The following is a 17,664-nucleotide window of genomic DNA, read 5'->3' on the forward strand; positions in this document are numbered from 1 at the left end:
CTCGCGCGCGGGAGGCCACCCCCTCAGCCCGACCCGGCGTGTCGGCGTCTACCACACCTTGTACGGCAGGAACTTGCCGTTCAACGTCAGCTTCACCCGGTCGCCCTTCGGGTCCTCGACGCGCTCGAAGTCCAGGGTGAAGTCGATGGCGCTCATGATCCCGTCGCCGAACTCCTCGCGGATCAGCTCGTGGATGCTCGTGCCGTAGACCTGCAGCGCCTCCTGCAGGCGGTAGGTCACGGGTTCGGTGGGGTCGAGGGCCACGTCCCCCCGCACCGGCGGCAGGGTGAGCGCCTCGACGGTCTCGTCGTCGAGGTCGAGCGCCTCGCCGATCGTCCGGGCCTGGTCGGCGTCGAGCGGCTGCTGGCCGAGCAGGGCCGAGGTGGTCCAGACCAGCGACCGGTCCAGGGCCTTCGCGAGCTCGGCCCAGCTCACGCCCGCGGCCTCCTTGGCCCGCACGATCTCGCGGCCGGCCTCGAGGCGGTCGTCCTTGTCGCTCATGGCGGCGTGCTCCTCACGTCGGGGGTGGGGGGGACGACGCTGTCCGCGGGGTCCGCGAGCCCCTGTACCCGGCGCAGGCGGTCGGTCCACCAGGCACGGCGGTCCGGGTCGGCGGCGTGGCGCGCGAGCAGCGCCGGGTCGGGCGCGGGCGGGCGGCGGAGCACGGGCAGCACGCCGTCGACCGGGTGCAGCGGGTCGGCGACGACGTCGGCGGCGAGCAGGTCGGCGGTGCCCAGCCCGCAGGCGTGCGGCAGCTCCGGCAGCGCCCCGGCCAGCGCGAGCCCCGCGGCCAGGCCCACCGAGCTCTCGACCGCCGACGAGACGACGCAGGGCAGCCCGATCCGCTCGGCCACCCGCAGCGACGCGCGCACCCCGCCCAGCGGCGCGACCTTGAGCACCGCGACGTCGGCCGCCCCCGCCCGGGCCACCCGCAGCGGGTCCTCGGCGCGGCGGATCGACTCGTCGGCGGCGACCGGCACGTCGACCCGCCGGCGCACGGCGGCGAGCTCCTCGACCGACGCGCACGGCTGCTCGACGTACTCCAGCCCGCCCGCGGCCCGGTCCAGCGCCCGGATCGCGGCCACCGCGCCGTCGACGTCCCACCCGCCGTTGGCGTCCACGCGCACCCGACCTGCAGGACCCAGCGCGTCGCGGACGGCCTCGAGGCGGGCGAGGTCGTGGCGCGCGTCCTGGCCCTTCTCCGCGACCTTCACCTTCGCCGTCCGCGCGCCGGACGCGGTGACGATGCGGTGCGCGTGCTCCGGGTCGACCGCCGGCACGGTGGCGTTGACCTCGACCTGCTCGCGCACCGGCGCCGGCCAGCCTCCCTCCGCGGCCTCGCGCGCGCAGCGCCACCAGGCCCGCGCCTCGGCGTCGTCGTACTCGACGAACGGGCAGAACTCGCCCCAGCCACCGGGCCCCTCGACCAGCGCGAGCTCGCGCGTGGTGATCCCGCGGAAGCGCGTCCGCAGCGGCAGCGCGACCACCGGCGGTGTCCCGATCACGGACATACCCTAGGTCGGTGCGCGCGGTGGAGACCGTCCCGACCGACGGGAGCCCCGAGGCGGCGGCACGCCTGGGCTCGCTCGCGTCCGCGGCCGTCGAGGGCGACGGACCCGCGGTGCTGCCGACCGGCCCGGACGAGCCGGCCCCTCCCCCGGAGCTGCGGACGCCGGTCGACGACGCCGTCGCCGCCGTCGTCACCACCACCGGCTCCACGGGCGCCCCGAAGGCGGTGCTGCTCCCCGCCGCGGCGCTGCGCGCCTCCGCCGACGCGACGTACGCCCGGATCGGCCCGCCCGGCCGCTGGCTGCTCGCCCTGCCCGCGCACCACGTCGCGGGCCTGCAGGTGCTGCTGCGCTCGGCGCGGGCCGGGGTGCCCGCCGCGGCGATGGACCTGCGCGACGGCTTCCGCCCCGACGCGTTCGCCGCCGCCGCGGCGGACGCCGGCGCGTCCTACACCTCGCTCGTCCCGACCCAGCTCCTGCGCCTCCTGGACGCCGGCGGTCCGGCGGCGGACGCGCTGCGGTCGTTCACCGCGGTGCTGCTCGGCGGGGCGGCCGCCGACCCCGTCCTGCTCGTGCGGGCCCGCACCGCGGGTGTGCCGGTGGTCACGACCTACGGCATGAGCGAGACCTGCGGCGGCTGCGTGTACGAGGGGCGCCCGCTCGCGGGCGTGACCGTGACGCTCGAGGAGGACGGCCGCATCCGGCTCTCGGGCGCGACGCTCGCCGCGGGCTACCGGGGCGCGGTGTCCGACGCCGACCGCGCCGCGTTCACCGCCGACGGGTTCCGCACCAACGACGTCGGGGCGTGGACCCCCGACGGCCGGCTGCGGGTGCTCGGCCGGGCGGACGACGTCATCGTCACCGGCGGGGAGAAGGTGGCCCCGGCGACCGTCGAGCGGGCCCTGCTCGCGCAGGCCGGGGTGCGCGAGGCGTGCGCGGTCGGGCTGCCCGACCCCGAGTGGGGCGCCCGGGTCGTCGCCGCGGTGGTGGGCGACGGGCTGGACGGGGACGCGCTGCGCGTGGCGGTCGCCCCGGGGCTGGGGCGCGCGGCGCCCCGGGCGGTGGCGGTGCTCGACGCGCTCCCCCTGCGCGGGATCGGCAAGCCGGACCGCGCGGCGGTGCGGGCCTACCTCGCGTCCTGCTTCGGAGGCAGCGACCGCACGTAGCCCACGCCCTCGTCCACCCAGCCCTGCAGCGCGTCGTCGTCGAGCTCGCCCTCGACGTCCAGCCAGCCGCGCATCGGGCGCCCGCGCATGATCGTCGGCTCGGCGCCCGGGCGCTCGAGGAGCGCCTCGGCTCGCGCCGGGTCGACGCGCACCATGAGCCCGCCACGGCTGCCCGCGCAGATGGCCATGCGCCCGCCGAGCAGGAACGCGTGGCCGCCGAACATGCGCTTCTCGGTGAGGTCGTCGTGCCCGGCCAGCAGGGCCCGGAGGCGCTGGGCGAGCTCGGGGTCGTGGGCCACGGTCGGAGTATGGCGCGTCGCACCGACAGCGGGCCTCCTACGCTCCCCGACCATGGTCGACGTCGACGCCCCGCTCTTCGATCCCTCCCAGTGGCGCGAGGTGGCCGCGTACACCGACATCACCTACCACCGCCACGTCGAGCTGGGCTGCGTGCGGATCGCGTTCGACCGTCCCGAGGTGCGCAACGCCTTCCGGCCCCACACCGTCGACGAGCTCGCCTCGGCCCTGGAGCACGCGCGCACCAGCGCCGACGTCGGTGTCGTGCTGCTGACCGGCAACGGGCCGTCACCCCGCGACGGCGGGCACGCGTTCTGCTCCGGCGGCGACCAGCGCATCCGCGGGCGCACCGGCTACCAGTACGCGGAGTCCGAGACCGAGGTGTCGGCCGCCGAGCTGGGCCGCGCCGGGCGGCTGCACATCCTCGAGTGCCAGCGCCTCATCCGGTTCATGCCCAAGGTCGTCATCGCCGTCGTCAACGGCTGGGCCGCGGGCGGCGGGCACTCGCTGCACGCCGTCGCCGACCTGACCCTGGCCTCGCGCGAGCACGCGCGCTTCAAGCAGACCGACGCCGACGTCGGCAGCTTCGACGCCGCCTTCGGCTCGGCCTACCTCGCCCGGGCGGTGGGCCAGAAGTTCGCCCGCGAGATCTTCTTCCTGGGGCGCACCTACACCGCCGAGCAGATGCACGCGATGGGCGCGGTCAACGAGCCCGTCGCGCACGCGGAGCTCGAGACGACGGCGATCCAGTGGTCACGGGAGATCCTCGGCAAGTCCCCGCAGGCCCAGCGGATGCTGAAGTACGCGTTCAACCTCCCCGACGACGGCCTCGTCGGCCAGCAGCTCTTCGCCGGCGAGACGACCCGGCTGGCGTACATGACCGACGAGGCCACCGAGGGCAAGGAGGCGTTCCTCGGCAAGCGCGCGCCGGACTGGAGCCCGTTCCCCTGGTACTACTGATCCCGGGTCCCGGTCACGGCAGCGGTCCGCCGACCTCCACGGACTCGCCCTCGCGGCGCTCGGTGCCGGCGCGGCGGGCGAAGCCGAAGACCCCGGGCGTCGAGGTCAGCGTGTGCACGACGACCGACGCGCAGATCGCGAGCGAGCCCGCGGCGAACAGGCGCTCGTACTCGGCCAGGCCGTAGCGCTCGATGTAGGCGAGGTAGTAGATGCCGGCCACGCCGAGGGGCCCGAACCAGGCGAGGAAGGCGCGGGAGGACCGTCCGGTGTCGGTGGGCCGGAGCGCGAGCCAGACGACCGGCGGGCGCCGCACGACGAGGACCCAGAACGCGAAGACCACCCCGAGCACGCCCAGCTCGGCCCACCCCGACCAGGGCACCACGGTGCCGAACACCCCGAAGACCGCGACGATGGCCAGGCGGGCGGCCGCCGTGAGGGTCGTGCTGAGCGCGTCGCGCAGCTCCTCGGGCAGGGTGAGCGACATACGTGGTCGCCGCGAGGAACGCCCCGAGGACGCCGCTGCCGCCGAGCAGGTGCGCGACGGTGAGGGTCAGGAGCGCGAGGGCGACGCCGACGAGCGGGAGGTAGCTCTGGGCCACGAGCTCCTCGCGCGCGGAGAACCGCAGCAGGCGCCCCACGAGCCAGCCCAGCGCCACACCCACGGCGACCGCGAGGCCCAGCTCACGTGCGGCCTCGGCGAGCCAGTGCGTCACCGCCGACCCGGACGCCTCCGTCGCGAGCAGGCCGGCGAGCAGCACGAAGGGCAGGGCCAGCCCGTCGTTGGCGCCCGACTCGGCCTGCAGGCTGCTGCGCAGCCGTCGCGGCAGCATCCGCTGCGGCAGCGGCCCGCTGACCAGCGTCGAGGCGACGGCCGGGTCGGTGGGGGTGAGGGCGGCGCCGAGCAGCAGGGCCAGGACGAGCGGCAGGCCGAGGACCAGCCACCCACCCACCGCGGTGAGCAGCCACATGCCGACCATGCCGACGGTGAGCAGCAGCGCCAGCCGTCGGGTGTTGCTCCGCAGGTCCTGCCGCGTCAACTTGAGCCCGATGTCCGCGACCGACAGCGCGACCGCGACCCGTGTGAGCTCCTCCAGCAGCGTCCCCCGGGGGATCGTCGCGGTGAGGTCCACCCAGCCCAGCGCGGCGGGCCCCACCGCCATCCCGAACAGCAGGGCGAGGAGCACCGGCGAGAGCGAGTTGCGCTTGAGCAGGCGCGCGGAGAGACCCAGGACGAGGACGGCCCCGGCGAGGAGCGAGAGCACGGTGTCCACGGTGGCCGCTACCCGGGCGGGTCGATGCGACAAACGGACGCCGCGGGGTGCCCCGGAGCCGGACGGGGTCGCCCGGCCCCGGGTCGCGGGTCAGCTCGCGGGGGCCGTCGCCCGGGCCTCCGGGGCCAGCGGGTCCTCCGACGGGTGGTCATCGGGTCGCCCGACGGCCAGCGAGCCGAGGACGCAGATCACGACGTTGACCGCGAGCCCGACGAGGCCGCCGGGCACGCCGCCGAAGTCGTCGACGCCGGCGAGGGTCAGGCCGCCCGCGATCACCGCGCCCGCGAGCATCCCCCAGAACGCCGGTCCGGCCGCCATCCGTCGCCAGTACAGGCCGAGGACGAACACGGGGGCGAGCTGGACGATGAGCTCGAACTTCAGGACGAAGATGTCGTACAGCGTCCCGGGCGGGTTCCAGGCGATGACCAGCAGGATCGCGACGGCCACGATGCCCGCGATCTTCCCGACGAGCACCTGGCGCTTCTCCGGCGCATCCGGGCTCACGTAGCGTCCGTAGATGTCGCGCGAGACCACCGACGAGAACGCGAGCAGCGCGGAGTCGGCGGTCGACACGATCGCGGCCACGACACCGCCGAACAGCAGGATCATCATCAGGTAGAAGAACAGGTTGATCCCGGCGACCTCGTTGGCGATCATGCCCACGAGCTGCTCGGAGTCGTCCTCGGAGAGCCCGGGGAAGATCTGGGTCCCGACGATCCCGACCACGAAGACGACCGCGGTCGTCAGCAGCGGCATCCACGCCATCACGGCCAGCGACCGCTTCAGCGTGCGCTCGCTGCGCGCGGCGTAGATCCGCTGGATCGCGTGCGGGTAGACCGAGGCGCCGAAGCCGATGAGCACGATCATCGACAGCCACTCCACGGAGGTCGTCGTCGACGGCACCGCGACCTTCTCCGGGTCGGTGTCCGCGAGCGCGGTGGTGACCCCGGCGACGTCGCCGCCGACGAGGTAGAGCGCGCCGAACAGCAGCACCCCCACACCGACCAGCAGGGCGATGCCCTGCATGACGTCGGTGAGCGCGACGGCGCGCATCCCGCCCGACCAGGAGTAGATGAGCATGACGAGGACGAACGCGATGACGCCGATCTCGTAGGGGATGGTCGCGCCGGTGAGCCCGGCGATCCCCTGGCCCATCGCCACGAGCTGCTCGAGCAGGTAGTTCGCCAGGCCCCAGAGCATGAGGATCGCCACGAGCACGATGAGCTTGCCCGAGCCGAAGCGGTGGCGGACCCAGTCGGTCGGCGTGACGAAGCCCTCGCGCTTGGCCACCACGTAGAGGCGGGGCGCGAACAGCAGGTACACCGCGATGACCGCGACCATGAACGGCACCGACTGCCACCACGAGAAGCCCGAGCGATACGCCTCGGGGGCGTAGCCGACGATCGAGTTCCCGCTGTACTGGGTGGCGTAGAGCGTGAAGAACAGGGCGACGAACCCGAGGCCGCCGCCGGCGAGGTAGTAGCTGCGCGCGGAGCTCGACGTCGTGCCGCGGCCCGCCCACCAGCCGATGAGCAGCATGATGATCGCGTAGGCGCCGAGGACGAGGACCCCGCTGACGCCGGAGAAGGACAGGCCGGTCACGGGCGCACCTCCGCGTCCCGTTCACGCGCCGCTTCCTCGGCGGGCTCGGCGAGGTTCCAGCCGCGCAGGCACACCCAGCAGGTCAGCGCGCTGAAGGCGACCGTGGCGGCGACGCTGATGAGCAGCCAGTAGGGCACGCCGCCCACGAGCGGCCGGATCGAGCCGGTCGGCAGGTACAACGGCACGCCCGCGAGCACCACGAGGGCCATGGCGACCCACAGCCAGGGGTTGCGGACGGGCTCGCGCAGCGGCCGGGCCGCCGCGGAATGATCCGCGGTGGTCCCGGGCCCGTCGGATCGTCGTCGGTCCATGGGTGCTCCCGTCGTGCTGGGCGGTCAGCGACCGCCGGGGTCGGGGCCCGACCGGGGCCGGGCCGGTTCGGGGTCGCGCAGCGAGCGCAGGGTGGCGCCCGCGGCGCGGATGTGGGCCTGCATCACCGCGGCCGCCCAGTCGCCGTCGCCGGCGGCGAGGGCTTCGACGAGCTCACGGTGCTGCGCGAAGCTGCGCTGCAGCTCCGCCTCGGAGTAGGTGTGGAAGGTGCGGCGCACGACGGGCACGTCGATCAGCCGCACCAGCAGGTCGGGCAACAACCGCCCGGCGGCGCGGTGCACCGTGCGGTGCAGCTCCATGTTCAGGCGGGTGATCTCGTCGGCGCCCCGCTCGCCGCGGGTCTCGGCGTCGCCCTCGGCGTGGGCCTCCATGCGCTCGCAGAGCTCCCGCAGGACGACGAGGTCGACACCGCCGTCGATGGCGGCGCGCCGGGCGGCGTGGCCCTCGAGCAGCGCGCGCAGCTCGACGAGCTCGGCGACGTCGTCGTCGCGCCACCGCACGACCTCCGCACCGCGGCGCGGCGTCACGACCACGAGACCGTCGGCCTCCAGCCGGCGCAGGGCCTCGCGCACGGGCGTGCGGCTGACGCCGAACCGCTCCGCGATCTCCTCCTCGCGCAGCCGCGCGCCGGGCTGGCAGCGGCCGCCGAGGATGTCACTCCGCAGCTCCGCGTGCACCCGCACCGCCGACTGTGACACCGCACACCTCCCTCGCGCTTGTGTACAAGCTAAGGAAGGCGTGAAGCGGTGACAAGGGGTTCATGCGCAAACGGCGGCCCCACAACCCGAATCTGTGTACAAGATTCGTTCCCCGAGCGACGTCTCAGCGCGCCCGGGGTCCCTCGTCGTCGCCGGTCCGGTGGTGGTGGCCGGAGGGCTGCGGTGGGGCGGGCACGTGCCCGGCGCGGTCCGCGGACGGCACGGGCCGGGGCGCCGTCGGCCGGGGCGCCGTCGGCCGCGGCGCCCGACCGGGCCAGGGCGTCGCCGGCCCGGGCGCCGGGGCGGGCAGCGGGGGCGGCGGCGCCGGGACGGGCGCGGCACCGTCCGGGACGGGCGTGTAGCGCCCGTCGCCCGAGGTGCGTACCCCCACGGGCATCGCCACACCGCTCGGCGGCGAGATCGGCGCCGGGAGCGGCGCGGGCGTGGCCCGACCGCGGCGCGGACCGACCGGGATGTGCGGCATCGGCCCCCGCCGCGGGGGCACGACGGCGGCGACGCGGTCGGCGGGTGGTGCCGACGGCGTCGGCGGTGCCTGGCGGGGCGGCGGGGGCGCCACCCCGACGGCGCGGCCCAGGCGGGCGCGCAGGCCCTGGGTCCGCAGCGACCCCTGCGACAGGGCCGAGGTCACGCCGTTCTCGACGTCGGTGGGGATCACCGGCGGGCGGGGACCGACGGGCGCGGGGCGCGCCGGACGCCGCGTGGCACGGCTGTCGGGCAGCAGCGCGAGCCTCCGGCCCGCCGCGAGGTCCTCGACCCACCCGACCGCGAGCACCGCGACGACGACCAGCCCGAGCGCGACGAGGAAGTACTGGCCCCCCGATCTCCACCCGAGCCGGTCGCCGATCGGGACGGCGGCGGCGATCGCCACGTTGTGCCAGAGGTAGATGGTGATCGCGCGGGCGTTGACCACCGTGACGAACCGGCCCAGCAACGGCACCCGTTCCAGCCACGCCATCGCCGGGTTCACCCGCAGCACCAGCAGCACCGCACCGAAGGAGACGAGGGCCTGGGCGAGGGGGATGTCGTTGAGGTCGACGCCGTCGTCACCGGCGGGGTGGGTGAACGCCCACGCCAGGCCGCCGGCCACGAGCACCGCCGCGGCGCCCGTCCCGAGCAGCACGGGGAGCCGGCGCAGCGTCCCCTCGCGGTGGGCGAACCCGAGCATCCAGCACGCGGCGAACGTCGCCCCGTCGACGAGCACGGGACCGATCGCGCCCCACTCGCCCAGCGGCGAGCCGAGCACGGCGTCGAGCGCCACCACCACGAGCGGGACCGCCAGTGCCACGAGCGGGCGGCGCCGGAAGAACCACAGCATCAGCGGCGTGAGCAGCACGAACCACAGGTAGGCGCGGATGTACCAGAGCCCGATGACCGCATCGGCGCCCCAGTCGCTGCCGGGCGGGTCGACCAGCGGGAACACCCAGTAGAGGAGCTCGGACCACACCAGCGGCGAGTTCACGGTGCCGTCGGCGTCCTGCGCGGGCCACCCGCGCCAGAGCATCACCGGCACGGCGATCAGCCCGAACAGCCACAGCGGCGGCAGCAGGCGGCGCAGCCGGTGCCCGATCACGTCGAGGGCGGTACCAGAGCTGCCGCGGCGCAGCGACTGCACCATCAGCGACCCGCCGAGCGCGAACATCACGCCCATCGACGGGAAGACCATGCTCATCCACCCGCCGCCGAACGCGTGGTAGGTGACGACGCGCAGCAGCGCCACCGCCCGCAGCAGGTCCAGCCAGCGCTCGCGCCCGCCGCCGGTGCGTGGCGCCCGGGTCGCCGCCGGAACCGCGGGCGCGTCGTCCGGCGCCGGTCCGCGGGTCGTCGCCGGCACGGGCAGGCGGTCGCCGGCGGGCCGCGAGCGCCCGTCGTCACCCGCGGGTGCGGCGAGGTGCTCGGCGACCGCGCCGACGCGCTGGAGCTTCTGCCAGCGCACGCCGGCTCCGGTCAGGGCACTGATCACCGCCTGGACCAGCACGACGTACATGAGCTGGCGGTAGAGGAGCTGCTGGACGGGCAGCGCCCACAGCGGACCGACGGGCTCGCCGTCCATCCGGAACGCGAGCAGCCCGGCGACGGTCTGCAGCAGCAGCATCGATCCCCACAGCAGCAGCGCCACCGCGGGGTCGCCGAAGAGCAGCCCGTAGACGAACAGCAGGTCGACCAGGGGCGCGGCCAGTGGCAGGGCGACGTGGAAGACCGCGATGTGGGCGAGCCCGAGACGGCCCATCCGTCCGGACGCCCCGCGCTCCCGCAGGGCGCGTCGGTGCTTCCACAGCGCCTGCATCGTCCCGTAGCTCCAGCGGAAGCGCTGGCGCCAGAGCTGGCCCGCGGTCGCCGGGGCCTCGGTCCAGGCGAGCGCACGGTCGGCGTAGACGACGCGCCGACCCGCCCGGCCGAGCGCGATCGTCAGGTCGGTGTCCTCGGCCAGGGTGTCCGACGACAGCCCGCCGACCTCCTGCACGGCCTCGCGGCGGAAGGCCCCGGCCGCACCGGGGATCGTCGAGATCGAGCCCCACGAGTCCTGGACGCGCCGGTCGACGTTGAAGCCGACGACGTACTCGAGGTGCTGCATCCGCGGGATCAGGCGGTCGCGGTTGGCGATCTTGACGTTGCCGGCGACCGCACCGACGGCCGGGTCGGCGAACGGGGCGACGAGCTCGGCGACGGTGTCCGGCTGGAAGATGGTGTCGCCATCGATCATGACGACGATGTCGTGCTCGGCGGCGGCGACGCCGCGGTTGAGCGCCGCGGACTTGCCCGCGTTGGCCTGGCGCACCACGCGCACGCGGGGCAGCGCGAGGTCGGAGAGGAGGTCGGCGGTGCCGTCGGTCGACCCGTCGTCGACGACGACGACCTCCAGCGGGTGGTCGTTCGCGAGGATCGACCGCACGGTGGCCTCGATGTTCTCGGCCTCGTTGAACGCCGGCACCACCACCGACACCGGCTCGGTCACCGGCTCGCCCCAGGAGAAGGCCGGGTCCCTGCGGCGGCGCGCATGGCGACGGGCGACGACGAGCATGACGGCCAGCCGGAGGATCACCAGCGCGCCGACCCCGATGAGCGCGACCCGCATCAGCACCACGACGCCCTGCGCGACCCCGACCGTGGCCAGCAGGCCCTGGCCCACCAGCCGGTCGCGCGGCGGGGCGGCCCGGCCGTACGGGCCCAGGCCGGCGGCGTCGGAGACCGTCGCGAACCGGTAGCCCTGCGCCTGCAGCTGCGGGATCAGCCGCTCGAGCGCGGCGACGGTCTGGGACCGGTCGCCGCCCGCGTCGTGCAGCAGGACGGTCGCGCCGGCCCCGTCGCGCGGGGTCGCGTTGCGCACGATCGCGTCGACGCCGGGGCGCTGCCAGTCCTCGCCGTCGACGTCGGTGAGCACCGTGACGTAGCCCGCGCGACCCGCGGCGACGACCGTGCCGTAGCCCGGGTCGTCGAGGGCGTCGGAGGTCGACGAGAACGGCGGGCGCACGAGGTGGGTGGAGACGCCGGTGGCGCCCGCGATGGCCAGCTCGGTGTCGGCGATCTCGCGCTCGCGGCGCCAGCCGGAGACCCCGGCGAGGTCGGGGTGGGTGAACGTGTGGACGCCGAGCTCCGAGCCCGCCGCGACGATCCGCTGGGCCACCTCCGGGTGCTGCGCGACCATCGAGCCGACCACGAAGAACGTCCCGGGCACCCGGTGACGGGCGAGGACGGCGAGGATCTCGGGGGTCCACCGCGGATCGGGACCGTCGTCGAAGGTCAGCGCGACGGTCCGCTCGGGCAGCCGGGCGGAGCGGACCGGGTCGGTGCGGGCGTCGATGACCGGCCCGCCGGCGCTGATCGCGGGCGGCACGGCGTCGTGGCCCTCCGAGGGGCGGGCGTGCGCGTCGTTGCCGACGCTCGCGTTCACCAGCCCGGAGACCGTGAGCACGGTGAGCACCATCGCCACTGCGACGGCCGTCATCGCCCAGATCCCCCAGCGACGGGGCCGACGTGCGCGAGCCTTGGTCACCGTGTGTCATCGCCCCCCGGAGTCCGTGACCGCCCTGTGTCCGCGCCGTCACCTCGTCGTGCACCGAACGATAACCATCCGGCGCGCGGCGTCACGCGCCGTGGGACCCCGCCGCGGAGAGGTCGCGCCGGGTCCGTCCCCCTCCGTCCCGCGGCGTCCCTTTCGACCCGTCGGCCCAGCACACGGGCCACCGACAGGCCGGACGGCCACGGCACCGGGGGCGGGCCGTGGGGAGGCGGGCACCCCACACCCCGACCGCGCACGAGCGGCGCGGTCCCGGCCCTGGGGCCCGGTGCACCGGCCCGCCCACGGCGGCGCCACGGCCGGTGGACGTCGCGCTGCGTGACCGTCGAGGACGTGCTTGCGCCCGGCGTCCCGGGGCGCGACGGTCAGCGCGTGACCCCGTCCCCCCGTCCCGCGCCGCGGGGCTCGCGGCTCGTGCGGCGGCTGTTGGCCCTCGAGATCGTCACGGTGGTGCTCACCGCGGTGATCGCGGGCGGGGTCAGCGCCTGGACGACGCGCCAGACGATCGAGCGGGACGCGGCGGACAGGATGCGGTCGATCGCCGCCACGCTCGCCGTGGCCCCGGGCCTGGCCGAGGCGGTCGCGGCGCGGGACGTCACCCGGGTGCAGCCGGCGGCCGAGGCGGTGCGGCGGGGCTCCGGCGTGTCGTTCGTGACGGTCATGGACCCGCGCGGCACGCGGCTGAGCCACCCGGAGCCCGCGCGGATCGGCGAGACCTACCAGGGCACGTTCGTCCCCGCGGCGGCCGGCGCGACGCTGGTCGAGACGTTCCCGGGCACGCTCGGGCTCTCGGTGCGGGCGATCGTCCCCGTGCGGGCGCCCGACGGGGCCGTGGTCGGGATGGTCGCGGTGGGGCAGCTGCGGGTGCAGGTGGCCGACCGGGTCGCCCGCGAGCTCGCCGTGCTCGCCCTGGCCGCAGGAGCGGCGATCGCGCTGGGTGTGGGGCTCGCCGTGCTCGCCGCGCGCCGGGTCAAGCGCGACACGCTCGGGCTCGAACCGCGCGAGATCACCGCGCTGCACCGCCACCACGAGGCCGTCATGGCCGCGATGCGCGAGGGCCTGCTGGTGCTCGACGCGGCCACCGGGCGGGTCGTCGTCGTGAACGCCGAGGCCGCGCGTCTGCTCGGGCTGCCCGCGGCCGTGACGCCGTCCCGGGGCGCGGGGCCCACACTCGACGAGCTCGGCGTCGACCCGGCGCTGCGCGAACGCCTCGCCGACCGCTCCCCGGTCACCGACGAGACCGTGCTCGTCGGTGAGCGCCTCCTGCTGGTCAACCGCACCGAGCTCGCGGGGCAGGACGGCGGTGACCCCGACCTCGTGGTCACCCTGCGGGACCGCACCGAGCTGGAGGCGATGACGCGCGAGCTCGACGACGCCCGCTCGGTGACCCGCGCGCTGCGCTTCGCCGCGCACGAGCACGCCAACCACCTGCAGGCGGTGTCGACGCTCATCGAGCTGGGCGCGCAGGACGACGCCCGTGACCTCGCCCAGCGCTGGAGCCGCGACCTGCTGGGCCCCGACATCGACGACGACGCGGACCTGCGGGAACGCCTCGCCGATCCCGCCCTGGCCGCGCTGCTGCTGGACAAGGCGACCGACGCGCGTGACCGGGGCCTGCAGCTGCGCATCACGCCCGCGACGGCCCTCGACGCCGCGGACGCCGGCGACGAGCAGGCCTCGACCGACCGCGTCACCGTCGTGGGCAACCTGCTCGACAACGCCCTCGACGCGGCGCTGGAGAGCGCGCACGCCGGGCGCGGCGGGGTGGTGGAGCTCGACGTGCAGGCCGGTGGGGGTGCCGTCGTGGTGCGGGTGACCGACGACGGGCCGGGCCTCGCCGACGCCGAGTCCGCGTTCACGCCGGGCTGGTCGACCAAGGACGACGGACGACGCGAGCAGCGCGGTCTCGGCCTCGCCCTCGTCCGGCGCGTGGTGGACCGCCGCGGCGGGGCGATCGAGGTCGGCCCCGGGACCGACGGCGGCACCGTGTTCACGGTGACGCTGCCGGTGGCCGGGCCGGTGGATCAGCGTGGCTCGGGATCGACCGCCGCGAGCCGGTAGCCGACCCCGCGCACGGTGACCACGGCGCCGGGTACGTCGAGCTTGGCGCGCAGCGCGGCGACGTGGACCTCGAGGGTGTGCAGGCCCGCCTCGCGGCCGGGGTCGTCCGGGGGGAGGCCCCACACGTCGTCGAGCAGGTCGGTGCGCGGGACGACGGCGCCGTCGCGGCGGGCGAGGGCGGCGAGCAGGTCGAATTCCTTGCGCCGCAACGTCACCTCGCGCCCGTCGACCTCGACGACGCGCCGCGCGAGGTCGATGCGCAGCGGTCCCGCGACGACGACGGGCGCGACGACGTGCCCGGCGCTGCGGCGCAGCACCGCGTCGATCCGGGCGGTGAGCTCGTCGATCGCGAACGGCTTGACCACGTAGTCGTCGGCGCCGCTGCGCAGGCCCAGCACGCGGGCCTGCTGGTGGCCGCGCGCGGTGACGGCGATGATCGGCACCGTCGAGCGTGCGCGCAGCCGCCGGCACACCTCGACGCCGTCGAGGTCGGGCAGGCCGAGGTCGAGCAGGACGAGGTCGGGCGGGTCGGCCGCGGCATCCGGCCCGGTCACGGCCTCGATAGCCGCCGCCGCGCTGGCGACGGGCCGGACGCGGTAGCCGGCGGCGCGCAGCGCGGCCGTCAGCGCGTCCCGCACCGCCTCGCTGTCCTCGACCAGCACGACCTTCACGGCCCCGCCCCCTTCCTCAACAGAAACCCAACTCCTCGTCGTCGGCGTCGCACCGTGCGTGCACGGCGCCCTAGCGTCGCCCCCCGGGTGAGATCCACGCCACCTCGCACCGGGAGGAGACGACGATGTCGACACAGGAAGCGGGCGCGCGGTCCGCGCCGGAGCCCCAGGGCGGGTCGCCGGGCCGCGGCCGGGTGTGGACGCAGCTGTGGTTCTGGGTCGTCGTGGGCATCGCGGCGGGCGTGGTGGTGGGCCTGGCGGCGCCGTCGTTCGCGGCGGACCTCAAGTTCCTGCCCGACATCTTCATCCAGCTCATCAAGATGATCACCGCGCCGGTCATCTTCTGTACCGTCATCGTCGGCATCGCCTCGATCGGCAGCCTCGCCGCCGCGGGCGGCATCGCGGTGCGGGCGCTCGCGTACTTCCTGCTCATGACCCTGGTGGCGCTCGGTCTCGGGCTCCTCGTGGTCAACATCGTGCAGCCGGGCGCCGGCTTCCCGCCCATCCCGCCCGACCCCGAGACGCTCGCGGAGGCCCAGGCCGACGTGGCCGGCGGCGCCGACGAGGGCGGGGCCATAGGCTTCATCGAGAACACGCTGCTCCCGGACAGCTTCGTGGGCCCGTTCGTCGAGAACGAGATCCTGCGCGTGCTCGTGCTGGCGATCCTCGTGGCCGCGGCGACCTCGATGCTCGCCCCGTCGCTGCGCCGCCGGGTGGTCGGCGGCATCGACCTGTTCGCCAAGGTCATCTTCGGCATGATCCGCCTGATCATGTTCCTCGCGCCGATCGCGGCGTTCGGCGGCATCGCCTACACGGTCGGCGCGCTCGGCGGCGAGAGCCTCGGCAACCTGCTCGCGCTGATGCTCACGTTCTGGGGCACGTGTGCGCTGTTCGTGGTCGTCGTCCTCGGCGCGGTCGCCGCGTTCTCCGGGTTCAACGTCTTCAAGATGATCCGGATGATCAAGGACGAGATCCTCATCATCGTCGGAACGTCCTCGTCCGAGACCGTCCTGCCGCGCCTGCTGGCGAAGCTCGAGTCGGCGGGAGCGTCGCGCTCGACGGTCAGCATGGTGCTGCCGACCGGGTACTCGTTCAACCTCGACGGCACCTGCATCTACCTGACGATGGCGGCGCTGTTCATCGCCCAGGCCGGCGGGCAGGACCTGCCGTGGGCCGTGCAGCTCGGCCTGGTCGCGCTGATGCTGTTGACGTCGAAGGGCGCGGCGGGCGTCTCCGGCGCGGGCCTGGTCACCCTGGCCGCCTCGCTGCAGGCGTTCGGCGGCGAGTTCTACACGACGGAGTCGATCGCCATCGGCATCGCGATCATCGCCGGTATCGACCGCATCATGAGCGAGGGCCGCGCGCTGACCAACGTCATCGGCAACGCCGTCGCGGTCATGGTCGTCGCGGGCTGGTGCGGCGAGCGCGACGACGCGCGCTTCCAGGCCGCCCTCGACGACCCGTCGCTCGTCCGCGACGCGATCGAGCAGGAGTACCACGGCAGCGTCGAGAACGACCTCGACGACGACGCCGAGCGCCGGACCGAGCGCACCCCGGTCACCGCCGGCGCGTCGTCGGGCTGATCGGGCTGATCGGGCTGATCGGGCTGTCGCGGCCGGCCCCGGCGTCGAACGAACGCGCCGTTCGCTGCTTCTACGCCAGCGAACGGCGCGTTCGTGTCACGTGCGGGGTGCGGCTCGACGCGAGGGCCGGGGTCGCAGGTGCCCGGGTGAACGCAGCGAGGGACGCCCTGGCTGCGTGGGACGCAGCGGAGGCGTCCCTCGCTCCCCCGGGCTCGGCGCGCCCCGCACGGGCGGCGCGATCCCGCCCGGCGTGGCGCACCGATCACCCCGCCCGGTCAGTACGTCGGCAGCGAGGTGTCGACCTGCTGTGCCCAGCCCGTCACGCCGCCGCCGACGTGGACGGCGTCGGAGAAGCCGGCCTTCTGCAGCGCCGAGAGCGCCTCCGCCGAGCGCACGCCCGACTTGCAGTACAGGATCGTCTGGCGGTCCTGGGGGATCTCGGCGAACGCCTCGCCCGAGAGGATCTTGTCCTTCGGGATCAGCTTGGCACCGGGGATGCGCACGATCTCCCACTCGTGGGGCTCACGGACGTCGATCAGCTCGAACTTGTCGCCCGCGTCGATCTTCTCCTTGAGCTCCGACGGGGTGATCGTGTTGCCCGCGGCCGCCGACTGCGCCTCGTCGGAGACGGTACCGCAGAAGGCCTCGTAGTCGATGAGCTCGGTGATCTCGGCGGCGTTCGGGTCGCGCCGGATCTTCACCTCGCGGTAGTCCATGTCCAGCGCGTCGTAAATCTTCAGCCGGCCCAGCAGGGTGTCGCCGATGCCGGTGATCAGCTTGATCGCCTCGGTGACCATGATCGAACCGATCGACGCGCACAGCACACCGAGCACGCCGCCCTCGGCGCAGGACGGCACCATGCCCGGCGGCGGGGGCTCGGGGTAGAGGTGGCGGTAGTTGAGGCCCTGCCCGTTCGGGGCGTCCTCCCAGAACACCGACACCTGGCCCTCGAAGCGGAAGATCGAGCCCCAGACGTACGGCTTGCCCAGCAGCACGGCGGCGTCGTTCACCAGGTAGCGCGTGGCGAAGTTGTCGGTGCCGTCGAGGATCAGGTCGTAGTCGCGGAAGATGTCCAGCGCGTTCGACGAGTCCAGCGGCGTCTCGTGCAGGTTGACCGTCACGAGCGGGTTGATCTCGGCGACGGACTCCTTGGCCGACTGCGCCTTGGACTTGCCGATGTCGGACTGCCCGTGGATCACCTGGCGCTGCAGGTTCGACTCGTCGACGACGTCGAAGTCGATGATGCCCAGCGTCCCGACGCCGGCGGCGGCGAGATAGAGCAGCGCCGGGCTGCCGAGGCCGCCCGCGCCGACGACGAGCACCTTGGCGTTCTTCAGGCGCTTCTGCCCGTCGACGCCCACGTCGGGGATGATCAGGTGACGGCTGTACCGGGCGACCTCGTCCTTGGTCAGCTCTGCGGCCGGCTCCACCAGGGGCGGCAGGGATGCCATGGCGGCGCTCAACTCCCTATCGGCGTGCTT

The 17,664-nt window shown here is 74.8% G+C and carries 14 protein-coding genes and 1 pseudogene; 4 read left to right on the plus strand and 11 right to left on the minus strand.

Translation table 11 applies throughout. The annotated features are described in order from the left end of the window. Positions 1-48 precede the first annotated feature (48 nt). Both cynS and C8D89_RS16585 read right to left on the minus strand, forming a co-directional pair. Entirely contained in the window at positions 49-501 is a 453-nt protein-coding gene (gene cynS / locus C8D89_RS16580) for a cyanase (protein ID WP_116709229.1), read from the minus strand. Further along, positions 498-1,505, minus strand: a complete 1,008-nt coding sequence (locus C8D89_RS16585; RefSeq protein WP_243418166.1) for an o-succinylbenzoate synthase — start codon at positions 1,503-1,505, stop codon at positions 498-500. The genes cynS and C8D89_RS16585 overlap by 4 nt, the downstream gene beginning before the upstream one ends. A 17-nt stretch (positions 1,506-1,522) precedes the next feature. Between C8D89_RS16585 and menE the strand changes: the two genes are divergently transcribed. After that, a complete protein-coding gene (gene menE / locus C8D89_RS16590) occupies positions 1,523-2,674 on the plus strand; it encodes an o-succinylbenzoate--CoA ligase (protein ID WP_116709231.1) in 1,152 nt (383 codons plus the stop codon). On the opposite strand, the gene C8D89_RS16595 is transcribed toward menE, so the two are convergent. Further along, the gene (locus C8D89_RS16595) at positions 2,635-2,973 is read right to left on the minus strand and encodes a TfoX/Sxy family protein (protein ID WP_116709232.1); all 339 of its coding nucleotides are present in this window, start codon (positions 2,971-2,973) and stop codon (positions 2,635-2,637) included. The genes menE and C8D89_RS16595 overlap by 40 nt on opposite strands. Positions 2,974-3,025: 52 nt before the next feature. On the opposite strand from C8D89_RS16595, the gene C8D89_RS16600 reads away from it, so the two are divergent. Then, a complete protein-coding gene (locus C8D89_RS16600; protein WP_116709233.1) occupies positions 3,026-3,931 on the plus strand; it encodes a 1,4-dihydroxy-2-naphthoyl-CoA synthase in 906 nt (301 codons plus the stop codon). Between the two features lie 13 nt (positions 3,932-3,944). On the opposite strand, the gene C8D89_RS30325 is transcribed toward C8D89_RS16600, so the two are convergent. From C8D89_RS30325 to C8D89_RS16625, 6 genes and pseudogenes are all read right to left on the minus strand, one after another. Next, entirely contained in the window at positions 3,945-4,415 is a 471-nt protein-coding gene (locus tag C8D89_RS30325) for a cation:proton antiporter (protein WP_243418167.1), read from the minus strand. A gap of 19 nt (positions 4,416-4,434) precedes the next feature. Then, positions 4,435-5,202: pseudogene (locus tag C8D89_RS31150) on the minus strand (cation:proton antiporter domain-containing protein); the annotation flags it as partial. Between the two features lie 90 nt (positions 5,203-5,292). Beyond that, positions 5,293-6,804 (minus strand): sodium:solute symporter family protein, encoded by a 1,512-nt coding sequence (locus C8D89_RS16610; RefSeq protein ID WP_116709235.1) that lies wholly within the window; start codon positions 6,802-6,804, stop codon positions 5,293-5,295. After that, positions 6,801-7,115 carry a hypothetical protein gene (locus C8D89_RS16615; RefSeq protein WP_116709236.1) on the minus strand — a complete coding sequence of 105 codons (315 nt, stop codon included), beginning with the start codon at positions 7,113-7,115 and terminating at the stop codon, positions 6,801-6,803. Before C8D89_RS16615 ends, C8D89_RS16610 begins: the two co-directional genes overlap by 4 nt. A 24-nt stretch (positions 7,116-7,139) precedes the next feature. Then, positions 7,140-7,832, minus strand: coding sequence for a GntR family transcriptional regulator (locus C8D89_RS16620; RefSeq protein ID WP_116709237.1), 693 nt, complete (start codon positions 7,830-7,832; stop codon positions 7,140-7,142). A gap of 124 nt (positions 7,833-7,956) precedes the next feature. Continuing rightward, a complete protein-coding gene (locus tag C8D89_RS16625) occupies positions 7,957-11,796 on the minus strand; it encodes a glycosyltransferase (RefSeq protein WP_207787263.1) in 3,840 nt (1,279 codons plus the stop codon). A gap of 444 nt (positions 11,797-12,240) precedes the next feature. Between C8D89_RS16625 and C8D89_RS16630 the strand changes: the two genes are divergently transcribed. Continuing rightward, on the plus strand, positions 12,241-13,929 hold the full coding sequence (locus C8D89_RS16630) for a sensor histidine kinase (RefSeq protein WP_133251932.1): 1,689 nt from the start codon (positions 12,241-12,243) through the stop codon (positions 13,927-13,929). Here the strand turns inward: C8D89_RS16630 and C8D89_RS16635 are convergent. Next, positions 13,893-14,600, minus strand: coding sequence for a response regulator transcription factor (locus C8D89_RS16635; RefSeq protein ID WP_116709239.1), 708 nt, complete (start codon positions 14,598-14,600; stop codon positions 13,893-13,895). The two genes, C8D89_RS16630 and C8D89_RS16635, sit on opposite strands and share 37 nt — an antisense overlap. A 125-nt stretch (positions 14,601-14,725) precedes the next feature. Here C8D89_RS16635 and C8D89_RS16640 point away from each other — a divergent pair, with 125 nt between their 5' ends. After that, complete coding sequence (locus tag C8D89_RS16640; RefSeq protein WP_116709240.1) at positions 14,726-16,183, plus strand: cation:dicarboxylate symporter family transporter; 1,458 nt, start codon at positions 14,726-14,728, stop codon at positions 16,181-16,183. A gap of 275 nt (positions 16,184-16,458) precedes the next feature. On the opposite strand, the gene moeZ is transcribed toward C8D89_RS16640, so the two are convergent. Further along, complete coding sequence (gene moeZ / locus C8D89_RS16645) at positions 16,459-17,634, minus strand: adenylyltransferase/sulfurtransferase MoeZ (protein ID WP_116709241.1); 1,176 nt, start codon at positions 17,632-17,634, stop codon at positions 16,459-16,461. Positions 17,635-17,664 lie beyond the last annotated feature (30 nt).

Origin of the sequence: Actinomycetospora cinnamomea (assembly GCF_003096675.1) — a bacterium.
GTDB lineage: Bacteria > Actinomycetota > Actinomycetes > Mycobacteriales > Pseudonocardiaceae > Actinomycetospora > Actinomycetospora cinnamomea.

Excerpts from the sequence above, each read along its gene's own strand:
- cynS (WP_116709229.1), bottom strand. The coding sequence starts at position 501 with ATGAGCGACAAGGACGACCGCCTCGAGGCCGGCCGCGAGATCGTGCGG.
- C8D89_RS16600 (WP_116709233.1), top strand. The coding sequence starts at position 3,026 with ATGGTCGACGTCGACGCCCCGCTCTTCGATCCCTCCCAGTGGCGCGAG.
- C8D89_RS30325 (WP_243418167.1), bottom strand. The coding sequence starts at position 4,415 with ATGTCGCTCACCCTGCCCGAGGAGCTGCGCGACGCGCTCAGCACGACC.
- C8D89_RS16615 (WP_116709236.1), bottom strand. The coding sequence starts at position 7,115 with ATGGACCGACGACGATCCGACGGGCCCGGGACCACCGCGGATCATTCC.
- C8D89_RS16625 (WP_207787263.1), bottom strand. The coding sequence starts at position 11,796 with ATGACGGCCGTCGCAGTGGCGATGGTGCTCACCGTGCTCACGGTCTCC.
- C8D89_RS16640 (WP_116709240.1), top strand. The coding sequence starts at position 14,726 with ATGTCGACACAGGAAGCGGGCGCGCGGTCCGCGCCGGAGCCCCAGGGC.
- moeZ (WP_116709241.1), bottom strand. The coding sequence starts at position 17,634 with ATGGCATCCCTGCCGCCCCTGGTGGAGCCGGCCGCAGAGCTGACCAAG.